At 62.8% G+C, this 26,794-nt stretch carries 18 protein-coding genes; 5 read left to right on the top strand and 13 right to left on the bottom strand.

The genetic code is table 11. From position 1 onward, the window contains the following. Positions 1 to 154: 154 nt before the first annotated feature. On the bottom strand, positions 155 to 613 hold the full coding sequence (locus tag ACPWR9_RS04755; RefSeq protein WP_426296252.1) for a MarR family winged helix-turn-helix transcriptional regulator: 459 nt from the start codon (positions 611 to 613) through the stop codon (positions 155 to 157). A 100-nt stretch (positions 614 to 713) separates the two neighbouring features. On the opposite strand from ACPWR9_RS04755, the gene aceE reads away from it, so the two are divergent. Beyond that, on the top strand, positions 714 to 3,410 hold the full coding sequence (aceE, locus tag ACPWR9_RS04750; RefSeq protein ID WP_426296253.1) for a pyruvate dehydrogenase (acetyl-transferring), homodimeric type: 2,697 nt from the start codon (positions 714 to 716) through the stop codon (positions 3,408 to 3,410). A gap of 21 nt (positions 3,411 to 3,431) precedes the next feature. Here aceE and ACPWR9_RS04745 read toward each other — a convergent pair whose 3' ends face one another. The 4 genes from ACPWR9_RS04745 to ACPWR9_RS04730 all read right to left on the bottom strand — a co-directional run bounded on the left by ACPWR9_RS04745 (position 3,432) and on the right by ACPWR9_RS04730 (position 7,788). Next, complete coding sequence (locus ACPWR9_RS04745) at positions 3,432 to 4,427, bottom strand: alpha/beta hydrolase (RefSeq protein WP_426296254.1); 996 nt, start codon at positions 4,425 to 4,427, stop codon at positions 3,432 to 3,434. A gap of 123 nt (positions 4,428 to 4,550) precedes the next feature. Beyond that, positions 4,551 to 5,753 carry a class C beta-lactamase gene (ampC, locus tag ACPWR9_RS04740; RefSeq protein ID WP_426296255.1) on the bottom strand — a complete coding sequence of 401 codons (1,203 nt, stop codon included), beginning with the start codon at positions 5,751 to 5,753 and terminating at the stop codon, positions 4,551 to 4,553. Between the two features lie 290 nt (positions 5,754 to 6,043). Then, positions 6,044 to 6,442, bottom strand: a complete 399-nt coding sequence (locus ACPWR9_RS04735; protein ID WP_174987924.1) for a DUF3331 domain-containing protein — start codon at positions 6,440 to 6,442, stop codon at positions 6,044 to 6,046. Between the two features lie 53 nt (positions 6,443 to 6,495). Continuing rightward, positions 6,496 to 7,788, bottom strand: a complete 1,293-nt coding sequence (locus ACPWR9_RS04730) for an NAD(P)/FAD-dependent oxidoreductase (protein ID WP_426296256.1) — start codon at positions 7,786 to 7,788, stop codon at positions 6,496 to 6,498. Positions 7,789 to 7,944: 156 nt separating this feature from the next. On the opposite strand from ACPWR9_RS04730, the gene ACPWR9_RS04725 reads away from it, so the two are divergent. The 3 genes from ACPWR9_RS04725 to ACPWR9_RS04715 all read left to right on the top strand — a co-directional run bounded on the left by ACPWR9_RS04725 (position 7,945) and on the right by ACPWR9_RS04715 (position 9,917). Continuing rightward, positions 7,945 to 8,601, top strand: coding sequence for a TetR/AcrR family transcriptional regulator (locus ACPWR9_RS04725; protein ID WP_426296257.1), 657 nt, complete (start codon positions 7,945 to 7,947; stop codon positions 8,599 to 8,601). 149 nt (positions 8,602 to 8,750) lie between these two features. Beyond that, a complete protein-coding gene (locus ACPWR9_RS04720; protein WP_150679509.1) occupies positions 8,751 to 9,104 on the top strand; it encodes a RidA family protein in 354 nt (117 codons plus the stop codon). 237 nt (positions 9,105 to 9,341) lie between these two features. Further along, positions 9,342 to 9,917 (top strand): hypothetical protein, encoded by a 576-nt coding sequence (locus ACPWR9_RS04715; protein WP_426296258.1) that lies wholly within the window; start codon positions 9,342 to 9,344, stop codon positions 9,915 to 9,917. 30 nt (positions 9,918 to 9,947) lie between these two features. Here ACPWR9_RS04715 and ACPWR9_RS04710 read toward each other — a convergent pair whose 3' ends face one another. The 4 genes from ACPWR9_RS04710 to ACPWR9_RS04695 form a co-directional block, all read right to left on the bottom strand. Further along, entirely contained in the window at positions 9,948 to 11,582 is a 1,635-nt protein-coding gene (locus ACPWR9_RS04710) for an SH3 domain-containing protein (protein WP_426296259.1), read from the bottom strand. A 76-nt stretch (positions 11,583 to 11,658) separates the two neighbouring features. Then, on the bottom strand, positions 11,659 to 14,163 hold the full coding sequence (locus ACPWR9_RS04705; protein ID WP_426296260.1) for a TonB-dependent siderophore receptor: 2,505 nt from the start codon (positions 14,161 to 14,163) through the stop codon (positions 11,659 to 11,661). Positions 14,164 to 14,300: 137 nt separating this feature from the next. Further along, a complete protein-coding gene (locus ACPWR9_RS04700; RefSeq protein ID WP_426296261.1) occupies positions 14,301 to 15,383 on the bottom strand; it encodes a FecR domain-containing protein in 1,083 nt (360 codons plus the stop codon). Further along, positions 15,380 to 15,916 carry a sigma-70 family RNA polymerase sigma factor gene (locus tag ACPWR9_RS04695; protein WP_426296262.1) on the bottom strand — a complete coding sequence of 179 codons (537 nt, stop codon included), beginning with the start codon at positions 15,914 to 15,916 and terminating at the stop codon, positions 15,380 to 15,382. The genes ACPWR9_RS04700 and ACPWR9_RS04695 overlap by 4 nt, the downstream gene beginning before the upstream one ends. A gap of 404 nt (positions 15,917 to 16,320) precedes the next feature. Between ACPWR9_RS04695 and uvrA the strand changes: the two genes are divergently transcribed. Beyond that, complete coding sequence (gene uvrA, locus ACPWR9_RS04690; protein ID WP_426296620.1) at positions 16,321 to 22,194, top strand: excinuclease ABC subunit UvrA; 5,874 nt, start codon at positions 16,321 to 16,323, stop codon at positions 22,192 to 22,194. 108 nt (positions 22,195 to 22,302) lie between these two features. Here the strand turns inward: uvrA and ACPWR9_RS04685 are convergent, their stop codons facing one another. From ACPWR9_RS04685 to ACPWR9_RS04670, 4 genes are all read right to left on the bottom strand, one after another. Continuing rightward, the gene (locus ACPWR9_RS04685) at positions 22,303 to 23,466 is read right to left on the bottom strand and encodes a porin (protein WP_426296263.1); all 1,164 of its coding nucleotides are present in this window, start codon (positions 23,464 to 23,466) and stop codon (positions 22,303 to 22,305) included. Between the two features lie 317 nt (positions 23,467 to 23,783). Continuing rightward, entirely contained in the window at positions 23,784 to 24,725 is a 942-nt protein-coding gene (locus ACPWR9_RS04680; protein WP_426296264.1) for a DUF1177 domain-containing protein, read from the bottom strand. A gap of 58 nt (positions 24,726 to 24,783) precedes the next feature. After that, positions 24,784 to 25,497: a dipeptidase PepE gene (pepE, locus tag ACPWR9_RS04675; protein WP_426296265.1), complete on the bottom strand. Its 714-nt coding sequence runs from the start codon at positions 25,495 to 25,497 to the stop codon at positions 24,784 to 24,786. Positions 25,498 to 25,553: 56 nt separating this feature from the next. Then, positions 25,554 to 26,744 (bottom strand): aminotransferase class V-fold PLP-dependent enzyme, encoded by a 1,191-nt coding sequence (locus tag ACPWR9_RS04670; protein WP_426296266.1) that lies wholly within the window; start codon positions 26,742 to 26,744, stop codon positions 25,554 to 25,556. Between the last annotated feature and the right edge of the window lie 50 nt (positions 26,745 to 26,794).

The raw sequence follows: 26,794 nt of genomic DNA, 5'->3' as shown, positions 1-26,794 counted from the left end.
GGTCGCGGGATGACTTCGGCAAATGAATTGCAATTGCAATCGTTGCAAGTGCAATCCTAGGCGGTTTCATTTTGAACCGCAAGCCAGTCATCGAATGCCCACGTGATGAGTGGGCATATCGACCATCGGGAACGTTGATGGCGCGTGAGGACGGCTAGCGCTTGGCGTCTGACAGGAGTGCGAACGCGGCGGCGCTGGCCCGGTCGAGCGCTTCGGCCGTGGGGCGCACGTCCTTCTCGCGGAATTGACTCAAGAACAGCTCCGCGACAGTGGACTGGTAGACCTTCCACATCTTTTTGCGCAGCGTGCGGCCTTTGTCGGTGATCGTCGCGTAGGCAGCGCGACCGTCTTCCGGCGAGCGCATGCGCGTCACCAACCCTTCCTGTTCCAGCCGGTCGATCAGCCGCGTGAGGTTGTAGCGCTCGATGGCAAGCACGTCGGCCAGTTCGTGCATGCGGCGCGTGCCATCGGGCCCGCTCTCCAGCCCCCAGAGGGTGTCGTACCACGCGTAGGCGGGGAGTCCGGCGTCCGCCAGACGGCGCTCGATTTCACGAATCATCGTGCGGTGCGCACGCACGAAGGAAAACCACAGATCGGGGTCGGTTGAACTCATAAAGGCCTCGTCGAATTCGGATGTGAGTTGCAGTTGCAATTGTACATGGCTAGAATGGCCGTCAAGACGATTGCAATTGCAACTCACAAGGAGGCATGTCATGACTCAACCGCTACAGGCGGTGCCCGCAACAAATTCCTCACCGACGGATATCGACGCACAAGAAACGCGCGAGTGGCTCGATGCGCTCGACGGTGTGACGCAATACGAAGGCCGAGCCCGAGCGCATTACCTGATGGACCGCCTCGCCGATTGGGATTTCGAGCGGCACGGCGACTTTCATGGGCGCGTGACAACGGCGTACGTCAATACGATTCCAAAGTCGCGTCAGCCCGACTATCCGGGCGATCTGTCGCTGGAGCGCCGACTCAATGCCTTCATTCGCTGGAATGCGATGGTGATGGTGTTGCGCGCGGGCAAGCACTCGAACGTGGGCGGGCATATTGCGACGTATCAGTCGGCGGCCGTGCTGTACGACGTGGGTTTCAATCATTTCTTCCGGGGCCGTACCGAGACGTTCGACGGCGACATGATCTACATTCAGGGCCACTCCGCGCCGGGTATCTATGGCCGGGCGTATCTGGAGGGCCGTATTACCGAAGCGCAACTCGACGACTTTCGGCGCGAAGCAGGGCGCGACGGCATTTCGTCGTATCCGCATCCGAGATTGATGCCCGATTTCTGGCAATTCCCGACTGTGTCGATGGGGCTAGGGCCGTTGACGGCCGCGTATCAGGCGCGGTTCATGCGCTATCTCGAATACCGCAGTCTGAAACCGCATCAGGGGCGTAAGGTTTGGGCGTTTCTCGGCGATGGCGAGATGGATCAACCGGAATCGCTCGCGGCCATTTCGCTGGGCGGGCGCGAACGGTTAGACAACCTGATCTTCGTTGTGAACTGCAACCTACAACGGCTCGACGGGCCGGTGCGTGGCAATAGCAAGGTGATTCAGGAATTGGAAGGGACGTTCCGCGCGGCGGGCTGGAACGTCCTCAAGGTGATCTGGGGCAGCGGCTGGGACGCCTTGCTGGAGCGTGACACTCACGGGCTGTTGCGCGAGCGGATGATGGCCTGTGTCGATGGCGATTACCAGACGTTCAAGTCGCAGAATGGGGCGTACGTGCGCGAGCACTTCTTCGGCACGTCGCCGGAGTTGCTTGCGATGGTGGCGCACCTGAGCGACGACGACATCTGGCAACTTGCGCGTGGCGGCCACGACGCGCTGAAGGTGCACGCGGCCTACGCGCAGGCAATGCGCACCGAAGGTCGCCCGACGGTGATTCTCGCGAAGACCGTTAAGGGTTTTGGCATGGGCGAGGCGGGCGAGGGGCAAAACGTCAACCATCAGTTGAAGAAGATGAGCGCCGACGCCGTGCGCGCGTTTCGCGACCGCTTCGATTTGCCGGTGCGTGACGATCAACTGGCGGACATGCCGTACCTCAAGCCAGCCCCCGACAGTCCCGAGGGGCGTTATTTCGCCGCTCGATTGGCAGCGCAGGGCGGTCACCAGCCTGCACGCTTCGGTCTTCGCGCACCGCTTGCAATACCGCCGCTCAGCGCTTTCGCAGGACAGCTGAAAGACTCGGGCGAGCGCGAACTGTCGACGACGATGGCGTTCGTGCGCATGCTCACGACGTTGCTCAAAGATCCTGAGATCGGCAAACGCGTCATTCCTATCGTGCCGGACGAATCGCGCACGTTCGGCATGGAAGGGCTGTTCCGCCAGATCGGCATTCATTCATACGTCGGCCAGCTCTATACGCCGCAAGACGCCGGTCAGCTGAGCTACTACAAGGAAGCCCGCGACGGGCAAATCTTGCAGGAAGGGATCAATGAATCGGGGGCGATTGCTTCATGGATCGCGGCAGGCACGTCGTACAGCACGCACGACTTCGCGACGATTCCGTTCTACATCTTCTACTCGATGTTCGGTTTGCAACGTGTGGGCGATCTGGCGTGGGCAGCGGGCGATGCACGCACGCGCGGCTTCCTGCTAGGCGCCACATCGGGGCGCACGACGCTCATGGGCGAGGGGCTGCAACACGATGACGGACATAGTCACGTGCTGTCGTCGGTGATTCCGAACTGTGTGTCGTACGACCCGACGTTCCAGTTCGAACTTGCTGTGATTCTGCAAGACGGCATGCGTCGCATGTATGCGAACGACGAAGACGTCTACTACTACGTCACGCTGCTCAACGAGAACTACGCGCACCCCGCGATGCCGGAAGGCGCCGAAGCAGGCATTCTCAAGGGCTTGTATCTGCTGCACGAGGGGGCGGCTCCGGCACCCGATGCGCCACGCGTGCAACTGATGGGCAGCGGCGCGATTCTGCGCGAAGTGATGGCAGCGGGCGAATTGCTGGCGAAAGATTTCGGTGTGGCGAGCGACGTGTGGAGCGCGACGAGCCTGACCGAAGTGCGGCGCGAGGGGTTGGCCGTCGAGCGTTGGAATCTGTTGCATCCGTCGCAGAAGCCGCGTGTGCCGTATGTGCAGCAATGCCTCGCAGATCGTGACGGGCCGGTGGTGGTGGCGACCGACTACATGAAGATCGTCGGCGATCAGATTCGTCCGTTCGTCCAAAATCGACGCTTCGTGACGTTAGGTACCGACGGCTTCGGCCGCTCGGATACGCGGGAATCGCTGCGGACGTTCTTCGAAGTGGATCGCCATTTCATCGTGCTTGCCGCCCTCACAGCGCTCGCCGATGAAGGCAAGCTGCCGCGTGAGCTTGCTGCCGAGGCCATCGTCAAATACGGCATCGATCCGGAGAAGCTTGACCCGGCGTCGGTGTGACGCCGGGCGCGCCGTCGGCGGTTATTTTGCCGCTGGCGGCGCGTCATCCGTGGTCGGATGCGTCGAGATGAAGCGCGAGATGGTGGCGACGACATTGGGCGCGAGCGGCAACGACGGATTGCCGTAGGTTGCGATGTTCGCCGCACGGTTGTCGGTGGTCACGGTTTTCAGCACGTGATTTGTGTCGGGCAGTAGCGCGAGCGTCGCAGCAGGCTGTGCTTCCTTCAGGCGCTGTGCATCGACGACGCCTACTTGCAGGTCGCGTTCACCTTGCACGATGAGCGTGGGGACTTGCACGTCGGCAATCAGTTTGGCCGGGTCTTGTGCGAAGAGGCTCATCAGAAAGCCTTGCACCGCCGGTGCGAACAGCGGGGCCAGACGAGGGGGGAGGGTTTGGACGTCCACACGCTCGCCTCGCGTGAGCGCTTGGATGGCGACGTCGCCTGCGCTCGCTGCGACGCCATTGGTTGGGTTGGCGTGCAACTGCTCGCTTAGCACCTCGCCAAGCGGCCGCCCGCCTGTCGATACGAGAATCAAACCACAGACGCCCTCCGGGTGCCGTGCTGCCGTCGCGAGCGCCATCAAACCGCCTTCGCTGTGGCCGAGCAACCAGACGCACTTCGCGCCTGTCTGCTTGCGAATCGTGCCGATCCACGTCAGGGTGTCCTGCACGTAGTCGTCGACGGTGACGGCATTCGCATCGGCCACGGCCTTTGCGCTGCCGAACAAGCCTCGTTTGTCGATGCGCACACTGGCGATGTCGTCCATGGCCAACGCTTGGGCGAGCAGCTTGTACGGCTCGGCACGTACCCCCAGCGGGTTGTTGCCATCGCGATTCGTCGGCCCGGAGCCGGGAATGATCAGCACTGTCGCGAGGGGCTTCGCGGGAGATTCGAGCGTTCCCGCGAGCGGCCCCTGTGGCCCCGATGCCTGAATTTCAGTGCTGGCGGCGTGGGTCATGGTGGTGATGGCCGTGAGGGCAAGCGCTAATCCGAGAGACGTTGCGAACTTGAGCATGACGAAAGCGGCAATGGGACGACATGACGTCGACTTGACGTAATCCCCCGGTGGATATCCCATCGGGGCGCAGCCGATATTCGTACCACAGCTTGTTGACATCATGCTCAGCGCGTCAGTACGTCAACGCGTAGTGCCGTCGAGCGTCGACAGAATCTGATGCGCGGCACGTACACGCTCGGCAATCGGGAACGCCTTGTTGGCAAGCATCACGATGCCCATCTGCTTCGCGGGGACGAAGGCCACATAGGCACCGAAGCCGTTGGTCGAGCCGGTCTTGTTGACCCATACGGCCTGCGTCGGCGCAATCGACGGCGAAAGCTCACGCGCCGACGTGGTCTCGTAAGCCATCTTGGGTCCGTTACCGGCGAGCAGCGAATCCAGCGTGACCGGGTAGGGGTACTGCTCCCAGATCAAGTCCTGCGTCATCGGGCTGTCGAAGTAGTAACCGATACGTGTGTCGTGAATGGCTTGTTGCAACTTCGCGTCGCCAACGGGCTTGCCGAGCTGCACGCTAACGAAACGCAACAGGTCGCCCGCCGTCGTCCTCACGCCATAGGTCTTCGCTTCAAGAATGTCGGGATTCGCACGCACGGGCTTGTCATCCTTCGTATAACCCCACGCGTAATTCGCCATCTGATCGGCAGGCACGCGCAAGTACGTGTGCGAAAGACCCAGCGGCGTGAACACGTGTTGGGTCATCAGCGCGGTGTAATCGCCGCCCATCGCGCGGGACGTAATCCAGCCAAGCGTGCCGATGCTCACGTTCGAGTACTTGCGCACGGTGCCCGGCGCGCTTTCCGGCTTCCACGACTTGAGATAGGCGAGCAATTGATCGTCGGTACGAATCGCATCCGGCACTTGCAGCGGCAGGCTGCCCGCGGTGTGGGTGCCCAGATTGAGCAGCGTGAGATCGCCGAACGGTGTTCCGGCGAGCGACGGCAGGAAACGGCTCGTCTTGTCGGTGAGCGAGAGGGCGCCGGTGGTTTGTGCGTAGGCCGTGAGCGTCGCCGTGAACGTTTTGGTGACGGAGCCGATTTCGAACAGCGTGTCGTCAGTCACGGGCTTGTTCGCGGCTTTGTCGGCGACGCCATAGGTGAAGACATACGATTTGCCATCGACGATGACACCGACTGCCATGCCCGGCACGGCGTTGTCTTTCATGACGGACGCGACGGTCTGGTCAACGAGCGTTTTGATCGCAGCGCGTTGCGGATCGGTGCCGGGTTGTGCCGCATAACTGCGCGCGCTGACGGCCATCCAGCCGATAGCGGCGATAGTGGCAATGGCGGCGAAGGCGGTAGTCGTGAAGGTGCGCGATGTCATCGGATAGGGTCTCCCGGAAGGCTGAAGCGGCAGGTCGTCGAAAAAACGGTGACACGTGTCCGCTCGTTTGGACTGCGCTAAGCCTAATCCGAAAGTTGTCGCTGGTCGTTCCCTGTGCTGGTAACGGATGTAACCGATGCAACTTTTGTTTGACGTAAATGCACGACGAAAAAAAACCGCCCTCTGGGGGGCGGTAACACGCTGAACCAATTCCGGGGGGAGGGGGGACAAGCGTCCAGCGCGGGGGTCTTGAGCGACGGTGCTGTGTGGGGCACCGCCGGTAAGTCGGATCAGCCGTCCTGAAGCGCGGGCTCCTCACGCACTTCGCGGCGGATCGCAGCGGCGGAGATCATCGCGTCGGCGTTGAGCGGCGGCACGTCGCCGAAGAGCGGACGGTAGACGAAATCGCCCACATCGATCGGCTCGCCGGTGAGCGCGCATACACCCGGGTGATGCGCCTTGCGCACGCGCCAGATCTGCGCGCCGTAGTTGCCGCCCATGGCGTCGTTCCACGACACGGTGATGGTCAGTTCGCTCGCGATTTCGAGGACGCGGACGATCGGCGCGCGCCGGGTGTACGGAATCACCGGACGGCACTCGACAGGTTCTGCATCGAGCATGGCCACCGTGTGCTGCCATACGCCCTTGTTGCGCACGGCGGCGCCCGAGGCGTTGGATATCCCGGACACACGGCCACGGCCGCTCCGGTTGCTGCAATTGGTTCTGTTTTCGCTTCGCATAGTTAAGCCAGCCGGATGCGCGGCCCGAGCAGGCCGCCGAGTTTTTCGGCACCCAACAGCGCCGTCGCGCGGGCAACCCCGTGCAGCGCATGTTGATGACGCCGGTACAACATCGCGTGGCTCCACTGCGCAAAGCGTCCGCGCACGATGCCACCTTTGAAAAAACCGAATCGCCCGAGGGCTCCGAACGCGTTGTAGTCCGAGAGCGATACGAGCGCGCCATGGTCGCGATACCCGAACGGCGGCATCGCACGACCTTCAAGCCAGGCGCCCAGATGGCGGCTCAAATGCGCCGCCTGCTGTGTGGCCACCTGCGCCGTTGGCGGCAGGGCGCGTGCGCCGTCCGTCGGCATGAGAGACGCGCAATCGCCGACGGCGAAAATGCGCTCGTCCCGTGCGGTTTGCATCGTGGCGCGCACCACGATCTGATTCGCATCATTGGTCTCCAGACCGCCGATGCCTTGCAAAAAGTCCGGGGCTTTGACACCCGCGGCCCACACGAGCAGATCGCCTGGAATCAATTGACCGTCGTCGCGATAAAAGCCGTCGTGATCGGCGCACACAATGCGCGTGTCGGTCAGCACCCGGAACCCGAGGCGTTCCAGTTGCGCTTGGGTCGCCGACGAGACTTCCGGCGGGAAGGCGCCCAATACGCGGGGGCCGCCTTCGACGAGCGTGAGCTTCAGGCGCTCGCGGATCTGCGGGTCGCCATAGGCCGTTGCCATCTCGAACATCCGGCTCAATTCGGCCGCCAGTTCGACGCCGGTGGCGCCTCCGCCTGCGATCACCACGCGTAACGCGTCGTCGTTCACGGTGCTGCGTACGGCTTCACATCGCAAAGCGGCGTTGAAGGCTTCCGCCTGCGGCTGGCTGTCGATGAAATGACACGCATCGCGCACGCCGGGGAGGCCGAAATCGTTGGCCTGCGAGCCGAGCGCGAGCACTAGCGTGTCGTAGGGCACCCGGCGCTCGCCGAGCAGGCGCGAGCCGTCCGGTGCGTCCATTTCTCCCAAAACGATCTCGCGGCTGCACCGGTCCAGCCCGCACATACGCCCGACCTGGTACGTGAAGCCGTGGTTGCACGCATGCGCCAAATAGGCGACCTGCGCCCGCGCCACATCACGTGTGCCGGCTGCAACGGTGTGCAGCATCGGCTTCCAAAGATGGGTAGGGTGGCTGTCGATGAGCGTCACGCGCGCAACGCCGGTACGACCCAGCGTTCGGCCAAGGCGGGTAGCCAGCATCAGACCGGCGACGCCGCCACCGACGATCACAATTCGGTTTGCGCGGGACATTTGGGGGGAAATGTCAAATTCAACAAGTGATGAATAAGCGCATAATAGCGACCGTGTCCCCATCGTGTCAAATGGGGTGTGTCTGGGCAGGCAGCTCGGCGCGGGTCGGTTAGACTTGGCGCATTGCTGTCGCGAATTCGTTTACCCCATCGCTCAATGACTCCGAATAAAGCTGTCTCGCAAGCCGATTTGCCGCGCAAACGTACGCGCGGCCGTCCTACCGATAACTGCCACGGTGCCGACGCGTTGCTGCATAACGCCCGGCGCATCTTCGCGCAGCGAGGGTTCTATGCGAGCAGCGTGCGGCAGATTGCGGAAGCGTCGGGCGTCGATGCGGCGTTGATTGCCCATCATTTCGGCTCGAAGGAAGCGCTGTGGGTGGCGGTAGTCGATCAGATTGCGACGCTCACGCGCTCGCTCATCGACGACACGCTCGCGTTGCGGCATGCGCCGATCGAGCCCGCCGAGCGTATCGAACAGGCGGTGCAGCTATTCGTGGAGGCGGTATTCGATAACCCGGATATCGGCATGTTCTTCTCGACGGCGGCGACCGAGGAGGGTGAGCGGCTCGATATCCTCACGCAGCGCCTCGTGCGCCCGTACCGTGACGCGATGGTGCCGTTGGTGGCCGACTGGCTCGTCGCTCAGGAGCGTCGTGTGGAAGACGCCGATGTGATGTTCTTCATGCTGACCTCGGCGATCAGCAAAACGGTGTCGTATCGCCACATGATGGGCCCGTTCCTGCCGCCAGAAGGCATGGCCGATCTCAAGCGCACGGTGCTCGATTGCGCGATGGCATTGATCCGGCAGTGATCGCGCAGTGATCGTAGAGGCATCGCGTTTTATGCACGTCGTAAGCATTCGCTAATGATGCGTAACGCCGGACGTAGCGGCGCGCGTCTGTCGTATAAGATATCGGGGCCTGGGCCGACGTCCGGCCCTTTTTCTTTTACGGTGCCCCCATGTCGAACGAAATCAAGCGTCTGAAAACCAATGCCCGCATGAGCCAGGTCGTGATCGCCAACAACGTGGTGTATCTGGCGGGTCAGGTGCCGGACACCCCGAACATTTCGGTCACGCAGCAAACGACGGAAATTCTCACGCGTATCGACGAATTGCTGGCGCTGGCCGGTGTCGACAAGACCCGTCTGCTGACTGCCAACATCTGGCTGTCGGACGCCAAGCACTTCGCTGAATTCAACGCCGTGTGGGACGCTTGGGTGCCGGAAGGCCACGCCCCGACGCGTGCCTGCGTGCAGTCGCCGCTCATGCGCGCCGGCCTCGAAGTGGAAATCGCCGTCACCGCACTGGCGTAAGTTTCCAACGCGTGGCTCACTAAGGTGGGCCACGCCCCCCATCTCCCCCGCCGCTCCTTCCCCCCTCGCATTCGACGTTCGGCGCACGCCGCTGTGTGCGCTTCAGGGGAATTCACAAAGTCAGCGTGATCCGGAATTTTTCAAATTGCCGGTGCGAAACTATGCACCGATGCGCTGTCGCGTCCAGACGTTTTACGTGAATGCTACGCAAGACCACCAACCGGAAGGTGACAAATCATGTTCGCAATCAAAAGTCTCTCGGCTCCACCAAAGATTTCCGTGGATCGGGGTGGGAATTCAAATGATGCTATTAAGCGACTTCAAGAAAAGCAAAAAATATTTGAAACCGGATCGGCGCGATTTTTAGCTTGTGACGCGGGGGCGCAGGAAGTGCTCAAGTTGATCAAAAATGACGCCGATCTATGGCGCAATATCCAAGAAAAACTAGAGGTGAGGGTCATTAAGGCAACGGGAGACGGCAGGATCGTCCTGCATCCATCAGATGATGCGCAGGAGCGATGGTCCGGCAAATATCACATCTACATAACCGTTCGACATGAAGATCAAAGGCTGGTGATAGATCCTTACGTCGGCGGCAAAAATTCGTGCGCGCACGTCGATGAGCAAGAATTCATCGGATCGAACTGGAAGGGGGTGGCGATGGGGCCGGAGGGATATACGGTGGAAACAGTCGCGCCCACTAGCGAGTTGGACCAAAACGGCAACTACGTCCCCGCGTTCTCATTAGAGGACTATATGTATGATTTTTTCGATCCTCATACTTATGAGTCGCATAAGTTCTTTTACGATTAACGATATCTTTGCTGTCTGGCAGTAACCGGCTTACTGCGGCATTTCCTCCGGGGTGTCCGCGCTTTGCGCGCGAGCGGCATCGCCGTTAGCGTCCGCATTTCCATCGCCGATCACACTGAGCTCGAACAGCCGCTTGCCTGCAAGCGATCGGGCCTCCGGGTCTTCCGGATACGACTTGAGCAACGGCAATATCACCGAACCGCCAATCACATTGCGACGGCTGTTATCCGCTGGCGATAGTCCCCACACGTTCTGATACGTCATCGGCACGGTTTGTCCATCGATCTGCGTGTTGCCGAGATACAGCATGATGTGTCCGTCGATGTGGATCAGCGTCATCAACGGCTTTCCGCGCTCGGTCAGCGTGCGTAAGCGCGTATCGATATCGGCGTTGCGGAGGTCGGTGCGATGGCCCGCACGCAACTGATCCGACGAATGCCGCGGCAGCCAGATACCGAAAGGCGCAAAGAGGCTACGCGTCTCCGCCGAGCAGTCGTTGTAGAACAGCGTGTTCCCCCAACCGTAAGGCCGTCCGATCATCTGTTTCATCACTTGTGCCATGTGACGCGGCGTCAGCGTCCAGGGCATCGGCACGGCGGTGGCGTCATCGACCAGCATCGTGCGCATCACCGCTGCGCGTTGCGTGTCGGCGACGGGGAACGTCACGACCTGACGGCCATCACGAAGGCGGGACATCGGTAGTACCGTCCCAATCGGCGCAGTCGTGCGATAGACCTGCCGCTGCGTGCCCGACACGGTGTCGGCGAGCGCTGTGTCGGCCTGCACGATAGCCCCAAGGCCACGCTGTGCTGCCGCTAGCCAACTGGCGACGAAGCGCTCGTCGACCGATGCCACGGTGCGCGCATCGACCCATCCGATCAGATCCGGCGAATAGACGAGCAGCCATGCGCCATCGGCGCTGCGCGCGAGCGTGTACACGGGGGTGCCGGGGCGAAGCGCGGAGTCTTGCAGTGCATCGAACGGATAGCCTTCACCGGCCTGATGGAAGTCGTAGAACGCGGGATCGGACGTTGGCAATTGCCGCACGAGCGCGTTATCGACCGTAATGCCGCGACGGCGTGGGTCGTAACGCCACTCGGCATGATCGGCATCGAGTTGTGCGAGCGCCATATTCCGCTCGATTGCACGAATCCAAGCCTGCGAGTGCGGCTGGAAATTTTCGCCGTATGTCTTCCGAACACCGACAGCGCTATTGTCGAAAAGACGCACACGTCGGGCTTGCGAGTCGGCGACCTGACTCGCACCGGCGGCGGTCAACAGTGACGTCGAGAGCCATGTGCCATTCCACGGCGACGGATCACCTGGCGCCGCGCCGAAGTAGCGCGCGCGGAAAGCGTCGAAGCGGCGTGTCTGTTCTGCTTGGGAAATGAGCGGCTGGTCGTAGCCGGGGGCATCGGGACGGATCCAGTGATCGACGTCCTGATCGTAGTGCTCGATGGGGAAGCGGGCGACGTTGAAGCGGGGCTGCGTACTTGCTACCGACGAAGATGCCGATGCGGCGGTGGCCTCGCTGCGTTGCGATGGCCCCGCACACGCGCTGAGCAGGACCAGTGCGGTGGCAACGCACACAAGCGTCGCCGACACGCGCGCTGTGGCACGTTTCGTCAGCAAATTGGCGCGTGGCGCCAGCAGGTTTGCACCCATGGGGAACGATGGAGAGCCCGAATGCCGCCATGCTACTCCATCGCCCCGGGGGCTAACGTCTGCGAGACGCGTCCGATTACCAGCGCGCCGTCACGCTGCCGATGACCGTGCGGCCCGTGCCGTAGTAGCACTGCACGGTGGTATTACAGCCCGCCACGTAGGTGCGGTCGAACAGATTGGTCGCGTTCAGTTGCAGGCGCCAGCGCCAGCCGATGTCGGCATGCAACGAGGCGTCGACGAGCGTCACACCCGGCACCGAAAACGAGTTGGCCGAGTCGCCTGCCGTCTGGCCCAGATAGCGCACACCCGCACCAGCACCCAGCTTCACATCGCCGATATTGCCGACGTTGTAGTCGGCCCAGAACGACGCCATGTTGCGCGGCACGCCGTACGGACGCTTGCCCAGATCGGCGTTATTGCTGCGCGTGACTTCCACGTCTTGATATGTGTAGCTCGCCACGACATTGAGCTTGTTCGTGAGGCTCATGCGGCCTTCGAGCTCCACACCGCGTGAGCGAACTTCGCCCGTCTGGATAGTGTTACGCGTATTCGCCGGGTCCGACGTGGACACGTTCTGCTGCGTGAGGTTGAACAGCGACGCGGTGAAGATGGCGTTGGTGTTCGTGGGCTGATATTTGATACCGACTTCGTACTGCTGGCCGGTGGTCGGCTTGAGCGGGTCGCCTGCGAGGTTGGTTGAGAGCGTCGGCAGGAACGAGGTCGAATAGCTGAAGTACGGCGACACGCCGAAGCTCGATTCGTACAACAAGCCCGCACGCCACGTGAACTTGTTCGGCGTCTGTTTCACGGACGTTTTGGCGATGTTGTTGTCGGTCGTCGACCAGGTGAAGTCTTCGCGTCCGCCGAGCGTCAGGTACCAACGGTCCCAGCGCATCTGGTCTTGCAGATACAGGCCGAGTTGCGTTTGGGTTTGGTCGGTGCTCGTGGTCGGATTGGCGGGGAGCACGCCTTTGACGCCGTACACCGGCGCATACAGATCAAGCGACGGAGCCGAACCGGTCCACACGCGGTTCAGGAAACGTTGCGACTGGAAGTCCGTGCCGCCAACCACTTTGTGTGCGATGGGGCCTGTCGTCGTGTCGTACTGCACGTTGTTGTCCATCTGCCAGCCGTTCAGAATCGGCTCGGCCTGATAAGCGGTGCGTTGCAACGTGCGCTGATCGGCGAGCAGCGCTGTGCCATAGATCGACTTGTAGTCGAGATCCATGTGCGTGAAGCGCAGGCTGGAACGGAATTGCAGCGCGTCGTTGATGCGATGTTCGAAGCGGTAGCCCGTCGCGACCTGCGTCTTGCGATAGCGGTCGAAGGCGGGGTCGCCGGTGAGCAGGTCGCGATCGATGCGGCCCCAGCGCGACGGCGTCACCATGCCCAGCGCCGGGCCGTAACTGACCGACGAGCCCATGTTGTCCTGCATGTAGTTGAAGAACCACGTGAAGCTCGTTTGCGCGTTGGGGCGCCACGTGATCGACGGCTGAATCATGATGCGGTCGTCGGTCACGTTGTCGGTCTGCGTGTTCGCCAAACGGCCCAGACCGGTCACGCGATAGAGCAGCGTGCCGTCTTCATTGATCGGGCCGGTCATGTCCACGCGCAGTTGACGACGATCGAACGTGCCGTAATCGACGCCGATTTCGCGATACGCCTCGGCGCTTGGCACCTTACTCACCAGATTGACCAGACCACCGAGGTTGCCCGCACCATAAAGGATCGAGCTGGGGCCGCGCAGCACTTCCACGCGCTCAAGCGTGTACGGATCGACGCGAATCGCGGCGTAGCTGCCCGGGCGGTTGGCAATTTGTGGAATGCGCAGGCCGTCCCAGTAAGCGTCGGCGTTGAACCCACGGATGTAAAACCAATCGGCGCGGGTATCGCTGCCGTACGGGTCGGCGTTCACCCCGGCGGCGTACTTGAGTGCGTCGCTCACGGTTTGCACCGCCTGGTCGTTCATCTGGTCGCGCGGAATCACGCTGATCGACTGCGAGGTTTGCATGATCGACGTGTCCGTCTTCGTCGCGGTGTCGCTGCGTTGGGCGACGTAGCCCACGACCGGACCGCGCGCGACGTCGCGGTTCGCCTGTGCGTTGACGTTGGTCTCGGGCAGCGCGACGGCCGCCCCGGTGGCGGCGGCGCCAGCGGTGGCGCCCGGGGCGACGATGTAGCCGCCGTTGGGCTGGCCGCTCGCTTGCAGGCCGGTGCCTTCGATCAGGATCGCCAGCGCGAGCGACGGTGTGTAGGTGCCGGACACGCCAGCCGTGCGCTTATCCGTAATCTGGGCGGCGTCGTAGGAGATCATCAGCCCCGTCTGCTGGGCGAAGGCAACGAGGCCCTGTTGCAGCGAGCCTGCGGGAATATGCAGCGGCTGTGCGGGGCGGGCGGCGCTTGCCGCCGCTGTTGCAGTCGTAGCAGTCGTAGCCGCCGCAGTGGGCGCCGCGTCGGCGGCATGGGCGTTTGCGCTCAGCGCGAAGAGCGCGAAGGCGGCTAGCGAGACGGCGCGGCGGGTACCAGCATGGGCGCGAACACGAGCGGCACGCGAAGGCGTGGGGCTGACGTGAGAAGACATGACGGCGGATTCCTTTCTATGGAGCATCGAACATCGAAATGGGCATTCCTTCCTATGCCCCGCGAGATTCGAAAACCCCTCATCCGGCGGCAAAAAAATTTGAATTGGCGGCGGCGCGTGTCAAGTTAGCGAGCGCATCAGGTATGCGTTCGATCGCCGCCAACAGCCCTGAAGCGTCCCGGCGATACGCCGGTTTGCGTGCCCGGCTGCACCCGCACCCACCAGCGGGTGTAGCGCGCGACCTCGACGGGTAGGGCGCGCGCGAGCATGTCGAGCACGCGATCGGTGTCGTCCACCGGATAAATGCCCGAGACCCGCAGATTGGCCACTTCCGGTGCGCAACTGAGATGGCCGCGCCGGTAGCGACTCAATTCGGCGAGGAAGTCGCCGAGCGGCATCGCATGGACGACGAGCATGCCTTGCGTCCACGCGGCGGCGGCATTGGCGGCGCTGGGATCGTCGACACGCGAACGGATCGCCGTCGCATCGAACGTGGCGCCCTGACCCACGGTAAGCACGATGGCGTCTGACGTTGCATTCGACGGCGTCACGCGCACTGCACCTTCGAGCACCATCACCGATGTAGTCTCATCGTGTTGGCGCACGACGAAGCGTGTGCCGAGGGCTTGCAAGCGGCCGTAGGCGGTATCGACGAAGAACGGACGATGGCCGTGGTCCGCATCGGCCCCTGTCGTGACGACAATTTCTCCGCGCAGTAAGCGCAGACGGCGCGTGTCTTGCGTGAAATGGACGTCGACGGCGGAATCGGTGTTGAGTGCGAGCGCGGTGCCGTCGTCGAGCTGGACGTTACGGCGCTCGCCGACGCCGGTACTGAAGTCGGCGCGAAGCGAGCGCACCGTGGCGCTGTCGCGCGCGGTCCATGCCGCGCCTGCGACGGTGGCGAAAGCCAACATTCCCAGCACGCGGCGGCGCGACTGACTCGTTTTAGCTTTGCGGGCGTTCAGGCGTAGCAGCGTGCCATGTGCGATCGCAGGCGGCACGGTGCGCATCTGACTGCCGAAGTCGACCAGGCGCTGCCATGCCTGCGCGTGCCGCACATCGGCGTCGTGCCAGCGTCGCCATGCGGCGTGGTCGATTGCGCGGGCGTGGGCATTGCCGTCGGCGGCGTTGTTGGTTTGCAGGCGCACGAACCACTCGGTGGCCGCCAACGTGACCGATTCCGGCAGCGGGTCGCCGGCGCGATGCGAATTGGCGCTCATGGGTGGTCGCTCCCGAAGCAGCAGGTATGCAGGGCTTTGACGATGTGGCGTTGCACGGTGGCAATGGAGAGGCCAACGGCTTCGGCGATATCGCGCTGCGGGAGGCCGTCGAGTTGCGACATCAGGAAGACGCGGCGAACGACTGGTGGCAGGCCGTCTAGGCGGCGGTCGATATCGACGAGGGTTTGGAGCAGGATGGCGCGCGTTTCCGGATCGGGCGCGACGGCTTCGGGCAGCGCGGCGAGCGTGTCGAGATACGCGGCTTCGATCTTGCGATGGCGATGCAAGTTGGCGACGAGGCCTTGGGCGACGACGGTCAGGAAGGCGCGGGGTTCGCGCGGACTGACGGAGGAGTCTTTGCTGAGCAGCCGCACGAAGGTGTCGTGGGCGAGGTCGGCAGCGTCGCCGTGATTGCGCAGCTTGCGGTGCAGCCAGTTACGAAGCCAGCCATGGTGATCGTGATAGAGCGCGGCCACGCCGGACGCTTCGGCGCGTGCGTGGTCAGTGCGGCCCCCGGTGTCGTCACGCATCATGATCTTGGCTCGGCCGCGCGCGGGCGCAACCGTCGCTGATTCAACAGCTTCGTTGGTTAATGATAATCATTCGCATCATATCATGTCACGTATGGGGCGGTGACTGGCGGGAAATAAATAGGGAGCGGGGAGAAGCGGGTGCCCCGAAAATTAGGACTATCGGCAATGGGGGTATGTGCGACGAACTGTATAAATGTACAGTACAATCGCCCATGCCGAACGGAGCGTGGATGCTGTCAGCGCCTGTCGTATCGGCCTGATAAAGTAGTTCCCCCGAGGCGCAAATGCGCACTTTCAGACGTCAACCAAGCGGCCCTGAACAATTGGATAACTCGTCCTCGAAACCCGACGCTTCGACGCATTCGTCGACCGACACGTCGGCTGATCCGTCGGCCAACCACGCCATTCGTATCCGTGGTGCCCGCCAGCACAACCTCAAGAACCTCGACGTCGATCTCCAGACCGGTGAGATGACGGTCGTGACCGGTCCGTCCGGCTCCGGCAAGTCGAGCCTGGTCTTCGACACCTTGTTTGCCGAAGGCCAGCGCCGCTACGTCGAGACCTTCAGTGCGTACGCGCGCCAGTTCCTCGACCGCATGGATCGCCCGCAGGTCGATCATGTGGAAGGCGTACCGCCAGCCATCGCCATCGATCAGACCAACCCCGTGCGCAGTTCGCGCTCGACGGTCGGCACGATGACCGAACTCAACGACCACCTCAAGCTCCTCTTCGCTCGTGCGGCGGCGCTGTTCGACCGCGAGACGGCACAGCCCGTTCGCCACGACACGCCCGAGACCATCTACGCCGAACTGATGGCGCGCACCGCGCAGGGGGACCCGCGCCTGGTCGTTACCTTCCCGGTGGAACTGCCGGGCAGCGTCACGGCCGATGAGGTCGAACAGTGGCTCTCCGCATCGGGCTACACCCGCGTGCAAGCCGAGCGTGAAGTCGCGAGCGCTACCGGCACGCGCAAGGTGCTCGACGTGGTCGCCGACCGCTTCCGGTTGCAAAACACCGAGAAGGCGCGGGCGATGGAAGCCATCGAGTCGTCGCTCAAGCGCGGCCGCGGCCGCGTGAACGTCTACGTGCTCGCCGAAGAAGGCGAGCCGGACATCTGGCGTTACTCGCAGGACTTGCACTGCCCTGACAGCGATTTGCATTACGCCGATCCGCAACCGGCGCTCTTCTCGTTCAATTCGGCTTACGGCGCCTGCGAGACTTGCCGTGGGTTTGGTCGCGTGATCGGTGTCGATCTCGGTCTGGTGATCCCCGACGAGCGCAAGACGTTGCGCGGCGGCGCGATCAAGACGATTCAGACGCCTGCATGGAAAGAGATTCAGGAAGACCTGCTCGAGTACGCCGGTAAGGCGGGCATTCCGCGCGACACGCCGTGGTCGAAGCTCTCGTCTGAACACCAGCAATGGGTGATTGAGGGCGACCCGACGTGGAAGGGCGAGTGGAATAAACAGTGGTACGGCATTCGCCGCTTCTTCGGCTATCTGGAGTCGAAGGCGTACAAGATGCACATCCGTGTGCTGCTATCGAAATATCGCAGCTACACCACGTGTGAGACGTGCGGCGGCGCTCGCCTGAAGACCGAAGGGCTGCTGTGGCGCCTTGGTTCGAAGGAGAATGCCGACGCGGTTCTGCCGCCGTCGCAACGGTTCATGCCGCGCGGCGTGTCGTGGTCGCGCGCGCAGCTCGAAGCGCTGCCCGGCCTGACCATGCACGATTTGATGCTCATGCCGATTTCACGTGTGCGTCAGTTCTTCGATTCGCTGACGTTGCCGTCGAGCCTGCTCGACGATGCGCTCAAGCTGCTGCAAGAAGAAGTGGGCACGCGGCTGAAGTACCTGTGCGATGTCGGCATCGGCTATCTCACGCTCGATCGTCAGAGCCGCACGCTCTCCGGCGGCGAAGTGCAGCGGATCAACCTGACGACTGCGCTGGGGACCTCGCTCGTCAACACGTTGTTCGTGCTCGACGAGCCGAGTATCGGTCTGCATCCGCGCGATATGGACCGCATCGTCGCCGCCATGCATCGCCTGCGAGACGCGGGTAATACGCTGGTGGTGGTCGAACATGACCCCGCGGTCATGCTGGCGGCCGATCGTGTCATCGACATGGGCCCCGGTCCCGGCGAGCGCGGTGGACAAATTGTGTTCGACGGCACGCCCGAAGACGTGCGTCACGCTGACACCCTCACGGGCAGCTATCTCGGCGGCCGCAAGCACGTGGCGAACGCGTCGAACTGGCGGGCACGTCCGGTCGATGCCGAAACGCCGCGGCTGACGCTTTCCGGCGCGCGCGAGCATAACCTCAAGCAGATCGACGTCGAGATTCCGCTGCAACGGCTCGTGTGTGTCACTGGCGTATCGGGGTCCGGCAAATCGACGCTGGTGCAGGACATTCTGAGTCCGGCGCTCGCGCGGCACTTCGGCGACCCGACCGAAGCGCCCGGTGCGCACGATGAACTCACGGGCGCCGAGCAGTTGTCGGGTGTGGTGTTCGTCGACCAGTCGCCCATCGGCAAGACGGCACGCTCGAACCCGGCCAGCTACGTCGGCGCGTTCGACGAAATTCGCAAGCTGTTCGCGGCCGAGCCGGTGGCGCTGCAACGCGGTTACAACGCGAGCACATTCAGTTTCAACTCGGGCAACGGGCGTTGCCCGACCTGCGGCGGTTCGGGCTTCGAGCACGTCGAGATGCAGTTCCTGAGCGACGTGTATTTGCGTTGCCCGGACTGCGATGGCAAGCGATACCGCGCCGAAGTGCTCGATGTGAAGATTCGCCGCGCCGTGCCGGGCGAAGCGATGCGCGAGTTGAGCGTGTCCGATGTGCTCGACCTGACCGTGAATGAGGCCGTGAAGTTGTTCTCGTCGGATCGCGATGTGCTGCGTGTGTTGCAACCGATCGTGGACGTGGGGCTGGAATACGTGAAATTGGGGCAGCCCGTGCCGACGCTCTCGGGCGGTGAGGCACAGCGTCTCAAACTCGCGGGCTTCCTTGCGGAAGCGGCACAGAAGAAGACAGCGAGCGGGCAGAAGGTCGCGCATCGCGGGCGGTTGTTCATCTTCGACGAGCCGACGACTGGCTTGCACTTCGATGACATCGCCAAGCTCATGCGCGCCTTCGGCAAGCTGCTGGATGGCGGCAACTCGTTGCTGGTTATCGAACACAACCTCGACGTGGTGCGCGCGGCCGACTGGATTATCGATCTGGGGCCGGAGGGTGGTGAGGGCGGCGGCGAAGTGTTGTGCGCCGGTACGCTCGCCGACGTGGTGGCGTGCAAGGGTTCGCACACGGGCAAGGCGTTGGCCGACTACGAGCGTAATGTCGTGGCTCCGGGGCAGGCCATCGCGGCAAACCCGACACGCACCACGGGCGATGCGGGCATGCCGCTGCAAACTGCGGTGCGTGCCGCACGTACGCATCGCAAACCGGCAGGCGGCGACGCCATTCGCATCGTCAACGCGCGAGAACACAACCTGAAGTCGCTCGATGTGGACATTCCGCGCGGCAAGTTCAGCGTGATTACCGGGGTCTCCGGTTCGGGTAAGTCGACGCTTGCGTTCGACATCCTGTTCAATGAAGGCCAGCGCCGCTATCTCGAGTCGCTCAATGCCTATGCGCGCTCTATCGTGCAACCGGCAGGGCGTCCGGAAGTCGATGCGGTCTACGGCATTCCGCCGACCGTGGCCATCGAACAGCGTCTCTCACGCGGCGGTCGCAAGAGTACGGTGGCGACGACGACCGAAATCTGGCACTTCTTGCGGTTGTTGTACGTGAAGCTCGGCATCCAGCACTGCATTCACGACGGCGCGCCGGTGACGGCACAGAGCCCCGATTCCATCGTGGCGCAGCTGCTACGTGACCGGCGTGGTCAACACGTCGGCTTGCTCGCGCCACTGGTGGTGGGCCGCAAGGGTATCTATACCGATCTGGCGAAGTGGGCGAAAGCGCGGGGACATTCACATCTGCGTGTCGATGGCGTATTCCTGCCGGTCGATCCGTGGCCGAAGCTCGATCGCTTTCGTGAACACACCATCGAGTTGCCTGTCGGCGACGTGGTGATTACGCCCGAGAACGAGGGCTTGCTGCGCACGCTGCTTGCGGCGGCGCTCGAGCAGGGCAAGGGCGTTATGCATTTGCTCGCACCGCTCGACGGACTGGGCGATGCGATGACCGGCGAACAACCGGGTGAAGGGGTCGGCGAGATTGAAGTGTTCTCGGTGAAGCGCGCTTGTCCGGTGTGTGGCACGAGTTACCCAGACCTCGACCCGCGCATGTTCTCGTTCAATAGCAAGCACGGTTGGTGCACCACCTGCGTGGGCACGGGCCTCGCGCTCACGCGTGAGCAGCGCGAGGCGTTCGACGACACGGTGCTGAGTCAGGACAACCGCGGACGCGAACACTCGCTGCCGTCGGAGGAGCAAGAACCGGAAGGCGTGGGTGACCAGCCGTGTCCGGATTGTCACGGCGCGCGACTCAATCCGGTGGCGCGGGCGGTGACGTTCGACGAAGAAGCGATTTCCGATGTGGCGCAGTGGACGGTGACCGACGTTCGTCAATGGGTGCAGGCGCTGCATCTGCATGGCCGCGACGCGAGCATTGCGCGCGATCTGATTAGCGAGATTCAAGGGCGGCTCGAATTCCTCGAAGAAGTCGGTCTGGGTTATCTCACGCTGGATCGCGCGGCACCGACGCTCTCGGGCGGCGAGTCGCAACGTATTCGTCTCGCGGCACAACTCGGCAGCAACTTGCAGGGCGTGTGTTACGTGCTGGATGAGCCGACCATCGGTCTGCATCCGCGCGATAACGGCATTCTGCTCGGTGCACTGCGTAAGCTTGGCGATCAGGGCAACACGCTGGTGGTGGTCGAGCACGACGAGGATACGATTCGTCGCGCCGATCACATTATCGATATCGGACCGGGCGCGGGTAAGCGCGGCGGCACGCTCGTGGCGCAAGGCAGCGTGGCCGATCTGGCCTCACACCCCGATTCGTTGACCGGCAAATTCCTGGCGCATCCGTTACAGCATCCGCTCCAACCGCGTCGCGAAGTCATCGCGCCGAAGCAGGGTACAGAGGCTGTGCCACCGAATTGGCTCACCGTGCATGGCGCGACGTTGCATAACCTGAAGAACGTCACGGCGTCGCTGCCGCTCTCGCGTCTCACGGCGATTACGGGCGTTTCGGGTTCGGGTAAATCGACCCTCGCGCGCGATGTGTTGATGACGAATCTGCTCGATGCCGTGGGTCGTTCCGTGATGTCGTCGCCAGCGGAACGACGCGCCCGTAAGGGAACGGTACGCCATGCGGTGAAGGCAGACGGCAAGCCGCGTGCGAAGTCGGAGGCACCCGCAGAACCGCGCCGCGCCGTGACGCATGCCTGGCACGGGTGCGAATCCGTGACGGGTTGGGAGACCATCGACCGTGTACTCGAAGTCGATCAGACGCCGATCGGCAAAACACCGCGTTCGTGTCCGGCGACGTATATCGGCTTCTGGGACACGATTCGACGTTTGTTCGCCGACACGCTCGAAGCGCGCGCGCGCGGTTACTCGGCGTCGCGCTTCTCGTTCAACACGGGTGACGGCCGTTGTCCCGCGTGCGAAGGGCAGGGCGTGCGTACTATCGGCATGAGTTTCCTGGCCGACGTGAAGGTGCTGTGCGATGTCTGCCACGGGCAACGTTTCAACGCCGAGACGCTGGCGGTGACATGGCGCGGGAAGAGCATCGGCGATGTGCTGACGATGGAAGTGGACGAAGCGGTCGAGTTCTTCGCATCGATGCCGAGCATTGCGCACCCGTTGCAGTTGATGCAGGACGTGGGGCTGGGTTATCTGACGTTGGGACAGCCGTCGCCGACGCTCTCGGGTGGCGAGGCTCAGCGGATCAAGCTGGTGACGGAGTTGACCAAGGTGCGCGACGACATTACGCGTCGCGGTCAGAAGTCGCCGCACACGTTGTATGTGCTCGATGAGCCGACGGTAGGGTTGCACATGGCCGACGTGGCACGCCTGATCAAGGTGCTGCATCGCTTGGTGGATGGCGGTCATACCGTGGTGGTGATCGAGCATAACCTCGACGTCATTGCCGAAGCCGACTGGATCGTCGACATGGGACCGGAAGGCGGCAAGGAGGGCGGCACCGTGGTCGCGGCAACGTCGCCGGATGCGCTCGCGAAGATTGCAGCGAGTCATACCGGTATCGCACTCAGACCGGTGTTGGCACAGACGGTGACTAAGGTCGAGGACGTCGCATCGGTGAAGTAGCCGATGCCGTCGTAAGGCAGGGATGGTATGAAGGACAAACGGGACGCCAATGGCGTCCCGTTTGTTATCGCATCAAGCCAAATGCAAGACGCTTGCCATCACGCGTCATCAGAACTTATGACGCAGCCCTGCGTAGTAAGTCACCTGATTGTCGTGGCCGTTCAGGCGTACGCCCGAGCCGCCGGTCCACGACGTGGTCGACGTGCCGAACAGACCCGACCAATCGCCATTCACGTGATCGTAAGCACCGGCCACATAAACGTCGGTGCGCTTCGACAGGCGGTAGTCGAGAATCGCGTAAGCCGTTTGACGCGTGCCGCCGAAGTTGTTCGCCGACGTGTTGTTGTACATCCACGCGCCCGTGAACGAGAGCGCCGGGTTGAAGTTGTACGTCGCACCCAACGTCAGGAACTGGTCGCGGCGCGCAGCGCTGAACACCGAGCCGATCGACGCCGTCGAGCTGGCCGTCGCAGGCGTGCTCATGTTCGTAATCGAGGCGAAATCCACGCCGCCGTTCGTGACGTCGAAGCCCGCGTCGCGCTGGCTTTGCAGGTAGTCGGCGTAGAACGTCGCCGGACCAAACGCATACTTCGCGCCCAACACCCACAGCTTGGCCGTGCGGCTTTGCGTATCGCGCGTTTGTTGCAACTGGCCAGTCAGCTTCAGACCGTTGCCGTCATACGACAAACCACCCGAGAGCGACGAGCGCGCCGAACCCTGACCGGCAATACCACCCAGCGCGTATTGCAAATTCACGCCAATCGCGCCGAACGACTTCGTGTACGTCAACGCATTGTTAAAACGCTGACCGGTGAGATACACCTGCCACGAGTTCGTCGCCGGAGCGCCAATCGACAGCGGGTCGACGGCCGACACAGCGAGCAATGCGCCCGTGTACTGACGGCCGATATCCACTTCGCCAAACGCACCCGACAAGCCCACGAATGCCTGACGGCCGAACAGCTGCCCCTGCTGGTCGAAGTTGCCGTTGTTGATCGTGAGGCCGTTTTCCAGCACGAAGCGCGCCTTCATGCCGTTGCCGAGATCTTCAGTACCCGTCAGGCCGAAGCGGCTGCCCGACAGGAAGCCCTCGCCACCCTGCTGCACGCTGAAGGTCTTGCCGCCTTGCGGGCTGGTGTTGGTCTGCATGACCACGGCGGCATCGAGCACGCCGTAGAGCGTGACGTTCGATTGCGCGAATGCGCTCGGGGCGGCACACGCGAAGCACACGCCAGCGGCTGCGGCGATCAGGGAAGGAAGCGGATATTTCATGAGAGTTCCGGTCGGTCTTGAATCACGAGAAATAGACGGGGCCATGGCATGCGTGCCGGCCCTCGATGCAAAAATTGACGCAAAAACGCCCCCGCGCTCTCGTGCACAAGGCAAGAGAACGACGTCATGTCGTCGCAGAGGAGCCACTCGACACAGGTCCGGCGCAGTCGCCGGCGAACCGGCTGTGTCAGGGCATTGGCGGCAGTCCGGCGTGCCGCGCGGGTTTGTGACCCAGCACGGGCATGTCGCGGTTCAGCCTGTCGCCTTGGAGAAAAGTCAGGCGGCTCGATTCACGCCGAGCCGCCTGAACGGCAGACTTACGCCGCCTTTTGCAGCACCGTCATCGGGCCGTACAGTTCGAGCAGACGCGCGTATTCCGTCTCGCTGTAGAAGTCGCATTGATAGCGCTGACGGTCGGTGAACTGAATCGCCACTTCCACACAGAAACGCACGGCTTCAGCGATATCCACTTCGTGGCTTGCGCTGCCGCCGCTACCGGCCACCGCTGCTTGCGCGGTGATCGGCACGCCCACCACCGGCGCTTCGGTCGCCACGGTCGGCTGCATGATGCTGTTGATGTGATACAGACCGTTGTCGTAGTCGGTGATGTCTTGCGTCGTGAGCGGCATCACGCGCGGCAGATGCCCCGTCGTCTGCTGCATGATGTTGAGCAGGCTGTCCGACACGCGCAGCAGATAGCCTTGCTTCGACGTCGGCGTAATGGCGAAACCGCGCTCGTTGAACACGCGATTGCCCTTGCTCGTGTCGACCGACAGGATGGCGCCCATGGCGGGGTCGACTTCGAGCTGGTTCATCGTTGCCGAGCTGCACGGCATGCCCATGAAATCGACCGGCTGACGCGGCGTGATCGGCGCGTCCGTGCACAGGTGCGTCGTGACAATGACGTCGCCCTGCAACGTGTCGCCGCGCGCACGCATTTGCGCGAGCTTCAAGCCTGCGGCGATGACTGCCGTTGCGCCGTCGGCGTCCGACACTTGTGCGATCCGGTCCGGACGCGCACCGATCGCGCCGTTACGGCCGATCAGGCCCAGCGTCGGCGCCGTGCCGCCAGCCGTCTTGCCGATAGCGCCCGGCACCACGATCTTGATGAAGTCGGCCACGCGGCCTTCGGTCACACGCTCGACGGCGACCGTCACGCCAGCCTCGGCGTACGGTGCGAACAGCGCGACGATGTCGTCGCCGTTCACGCTCGGCAGGTCGATGAGTTCATACACCGCCAGGGTTTGCTGCAATGCCATGTTTCTCTACCTCTTGAATCCGTTTATTACCTGTTGACGCTGTGCTGCGTTGCCAGCGTCAGATCGATGCGAGCGCGAACGTGCTGCCCGTGGCGATCTTGTCGATGGCGCCGCCTTGCTTGAAGTACAGCGCGTCGAACTCGCCCAGCACCGTGGCGTTATCGCCTTGCACGTGCAGGGCGGTGCCTTCCGGAATGCCGACGACACGCTCGTCCGGGTTGATCGCGAGGTACTCGGCCAGACGCTCTTCGCGCGATTCGCCGTTGTGACCCGCCGGCTTGCCGCTGATGAAGTGCGGATTCACTTGGAACGGAATCAGGTTCAGCGCCTTGAGCGTGGGCGGCTCGACGATCGGCATGTCGTTGGTGGTGCGGATGGTCGGGCACACGACGTTCGAGCCGGCGCTCCAACCCACATACGGCATACCGCCGTTCACACGCTCGCGAATCAGGCCGACGATGCCCGCGTTGTACATGCGATCGAGCAGCGCAAACGTGTTGCCGCCGCCGACAGCGACCGCTTCGGCTTGCTCGACGGCCGCGCGCGGGTCTTTGTGGTGATGAATCGATTCGAGTTCGTAACCGAGACGCTCGAACACCGGCTTCACGCGCGATTCGTATTCGTCGTAGCTGAACGTGATGCCGCCGGCGTAGGGCACGAACAACACGCGCTTGGCGCGACCCTTGAGCAGGGCGTGCAGTTGGTCGTCTGCGTGCTCCAGATAGCCCAGATTGCCCTTGCGGGAGCTGCTCATCATCAGAATTTGTTTCATGGCTTATGCCTCGTCGAGAGAATGAAGTGACGGATCAAAGATGACTGAAGGACGGATCACGAACGCTTATCGAGCAATTCGCGAATCAGGGCGACCGCTCGGTCGATTTCCTGCTCGGAATTGAAATAATGTACCGCCAGACGCGCCATGCGCTCGATGTTGAAGCGCTTGAGAATCGGCGTGGCCATAAAGTGACCGGCTTCGATGATGACACCGGCCGCTTCCAGATGCGCGACGATGGCATCGGCTTCGAGGCCCTTCACGTTGAACGGCACCAGGCTCAACCGCTGCTCGACCTTCGACGGCCCGTAAATCTCGGCGCCCGGCAACGTTTGCAATTGCTCGACGGCGTAGCGCGTGAGTTGCTGCACACGAGCGTAGATGTCTGCCATGCCAAGCGACTGCGCGAAGGCGATGGCTTCGCCCATACCGAGAATCGACGGCACGATCGGGCAACCGGCTTCGAGACGCTTGGCCGTGGGCGGCAACGAGAGCGCACCGTTAGCGTCGACCGACGCATTCCACCAGCCGATCAATGCCGGGCGCAGTTGCGTGACGAGCGCTTCGCGCACGTACAGAAAACCGCTGCCTTCCGGGCCGCGCAGCGCTTTACGCCCGCAGGTGGCGAGGAAGTCGCAGCCGAGCGCGCGCACGTCGATCGGCACCATGCCGACGGTTTGCGTCGCGTTGATGAGCGTCCAGACGTTACGCTCGCGTGCCAGCGCACAGATCGCATCGATGGGCTGCAAAGCGCCCGTCACGTTCGGAAGATGCGCCATCGAAATCAGTCGCGTGCGCGGCGTCAGAGACTTCGCCAGCGTGTCGACTTCCATCACACCATCGGCGTTGGCGGGCACGACGACAACTTTCACACGGCCTTGCGCCTGCAATTGCAGCCACGGGGCTTGATTCGAAATCATTTCGAAGTCGGAGAGCACGACTTCATCGCCGTCTTGCCAGTCGATGCCAGCGGCGACGAGACTGATCGCCTCGCTACCGTTTTTGGTGAAGGCGATTTCCGACGGGTTAGCGCCGACGAAGGCTGCCGTCGCCGCGCGGACTTGCTCGACGCGTGCGTACGTCTCACGACGGAAGGCGGGCAGGTACGGGCCGGTGCGAGCGGTCTCGTTGAGATACGCGGTCATCGTGTCGACGACACAGCGCGGCGGCACCGAGGCGGCGGCGTGATCGAAGTAGACGAGACCGGGCGCGAGTGCGCTCTCGGCGGTGATGTGATTCAGATCCATCGAACTGTCCTACGGGGGTGAGACAAAGACAACGGGCGCGCACTCACAAC

It is taken from the genome of Pandoraea pneumonica (assembly GCF_049918595.1).
In the GTDB taxonomy this organism is placed as follows: domain Bacteria; phylum Pseudomonadota; class Gammaproteobacteria; order Burkholderiales; family Burkholderiaceae; genus Pandoraea; species Pandoraea pneumonica_A.
Note: the sequence above shows the minus strand (reverse complement) of the source record. Positions and strands in the feature narration are given on the sequence as shown.

Coding starts and splice junctions, on each gene's coding strand:
- ACPWR9_RS04755 (WP_426296252.1), bottom strand. CDS start 613: ATGAGTTCAACCGACCCCGATCTGTGGTTTTCCTTCGTGCGTGCGCAC.
- aceE (WP_426296253.1), top strand. CDS start 714: ATGACTCAACCGCTACAGGCGGTGCCCGCAACAAATTCCTCACCGACG.
- ACPWR9_RS04745 (WP_426296254.1), bottom strand. CDS start 4,427: ATGCTCAAGTTCGCAACGTCTCTCGGATTAGCGCTTGCCCTCACGGCC.
- ampC (WP_426296255.1), bottom strand. CDS start 5,753: ATGACATCGCGCACCTTCACGACTACCGCCTTCGCCGCCATTGCCACT.
- ACPWR9_RS04730 (WP_426296256.1), bottom strand. CDS start 7,788: ATGTCCCGCGCAAACCGAATTGTGATCGTCGGTGGCGGCGTCGCCGGT.
- ACPWR9_RS04725 (WP_426296257.1), top strand. CDS start 7,945: ATGACTCCGAATAAAGCTGTCTCGCAAGCCGATTTGCCGCGCAAACGT.
- ACPWR9_RS04720 (WP_150679509.1), top strand. CDS start 8,751: ATGTCGAACGAAATCAAGCGTCTGAAAACCAATGCCCGCATGAGCCAG.
- ACPWR9_RS04715 (WP_426296258.1), top strand. CDS start 9,342: ATGTTCGCAATCAAAAGTCTCTCGGCTCCACCAAAGATTTCCGTGGAT.
- ACPWR9_RS04710 (WP_426296259.1), bottom strand. CDS start 11,582: ATGGGTGCAAACCTGCTGGCGCCACGCGCCAATTTGCTGACGAAACGT.
- ACPWR9_RS04705 (WP_426296260.1), bottom strand. CDS start 14,163: ATGTCTTCTCACGTCAGCCCCACGCCTTCGCGTGCCGCTCGTGTTCGC.
- ACPWR9_RS04700 (WP_426296261.1), bottom strand. CDS start 15,383: ATGAGCGCCAATTCGCATCGCGCCGGCGACCCGCTGCCGGAATCGGTC.
- ACPWR9_RS04695 (WP_426296262.1), bottom strand. CDS start 15,916: ATGATGCGTGACGACACCGGGGGCCGCACTGACCACGCACGCGCCGAA.
- ACPWR9_RS04685 (WP_426296263.1), bottom strand. CDS start 23,466: ATGAAATATCCGCTTCCTTCCCTGATCGCCGCAGCCGCTGGCGTGTGC.
- ACPWR9_RS04680 (WP_426296264.1), bottom strand. CDS start 24,725: ATGGCATTGCAGCAAACCCTGGCGGTGTATGAACTCATCGACCTGCCG.
- pepE (WP_426296265.1), bottom strand. CDS start 25,497: ATGAAACAAATTCTGATGATGAGCAGCTCCCGCAAGGGCAATCTGGGC.
- ACPWR9_RS04670 (WP_426296266.1), bottom strand. CDS start 26,744: ATGGATCTGAATCACATCACCGCCGAGAGCGCACTCGCGCCCGGTCTC.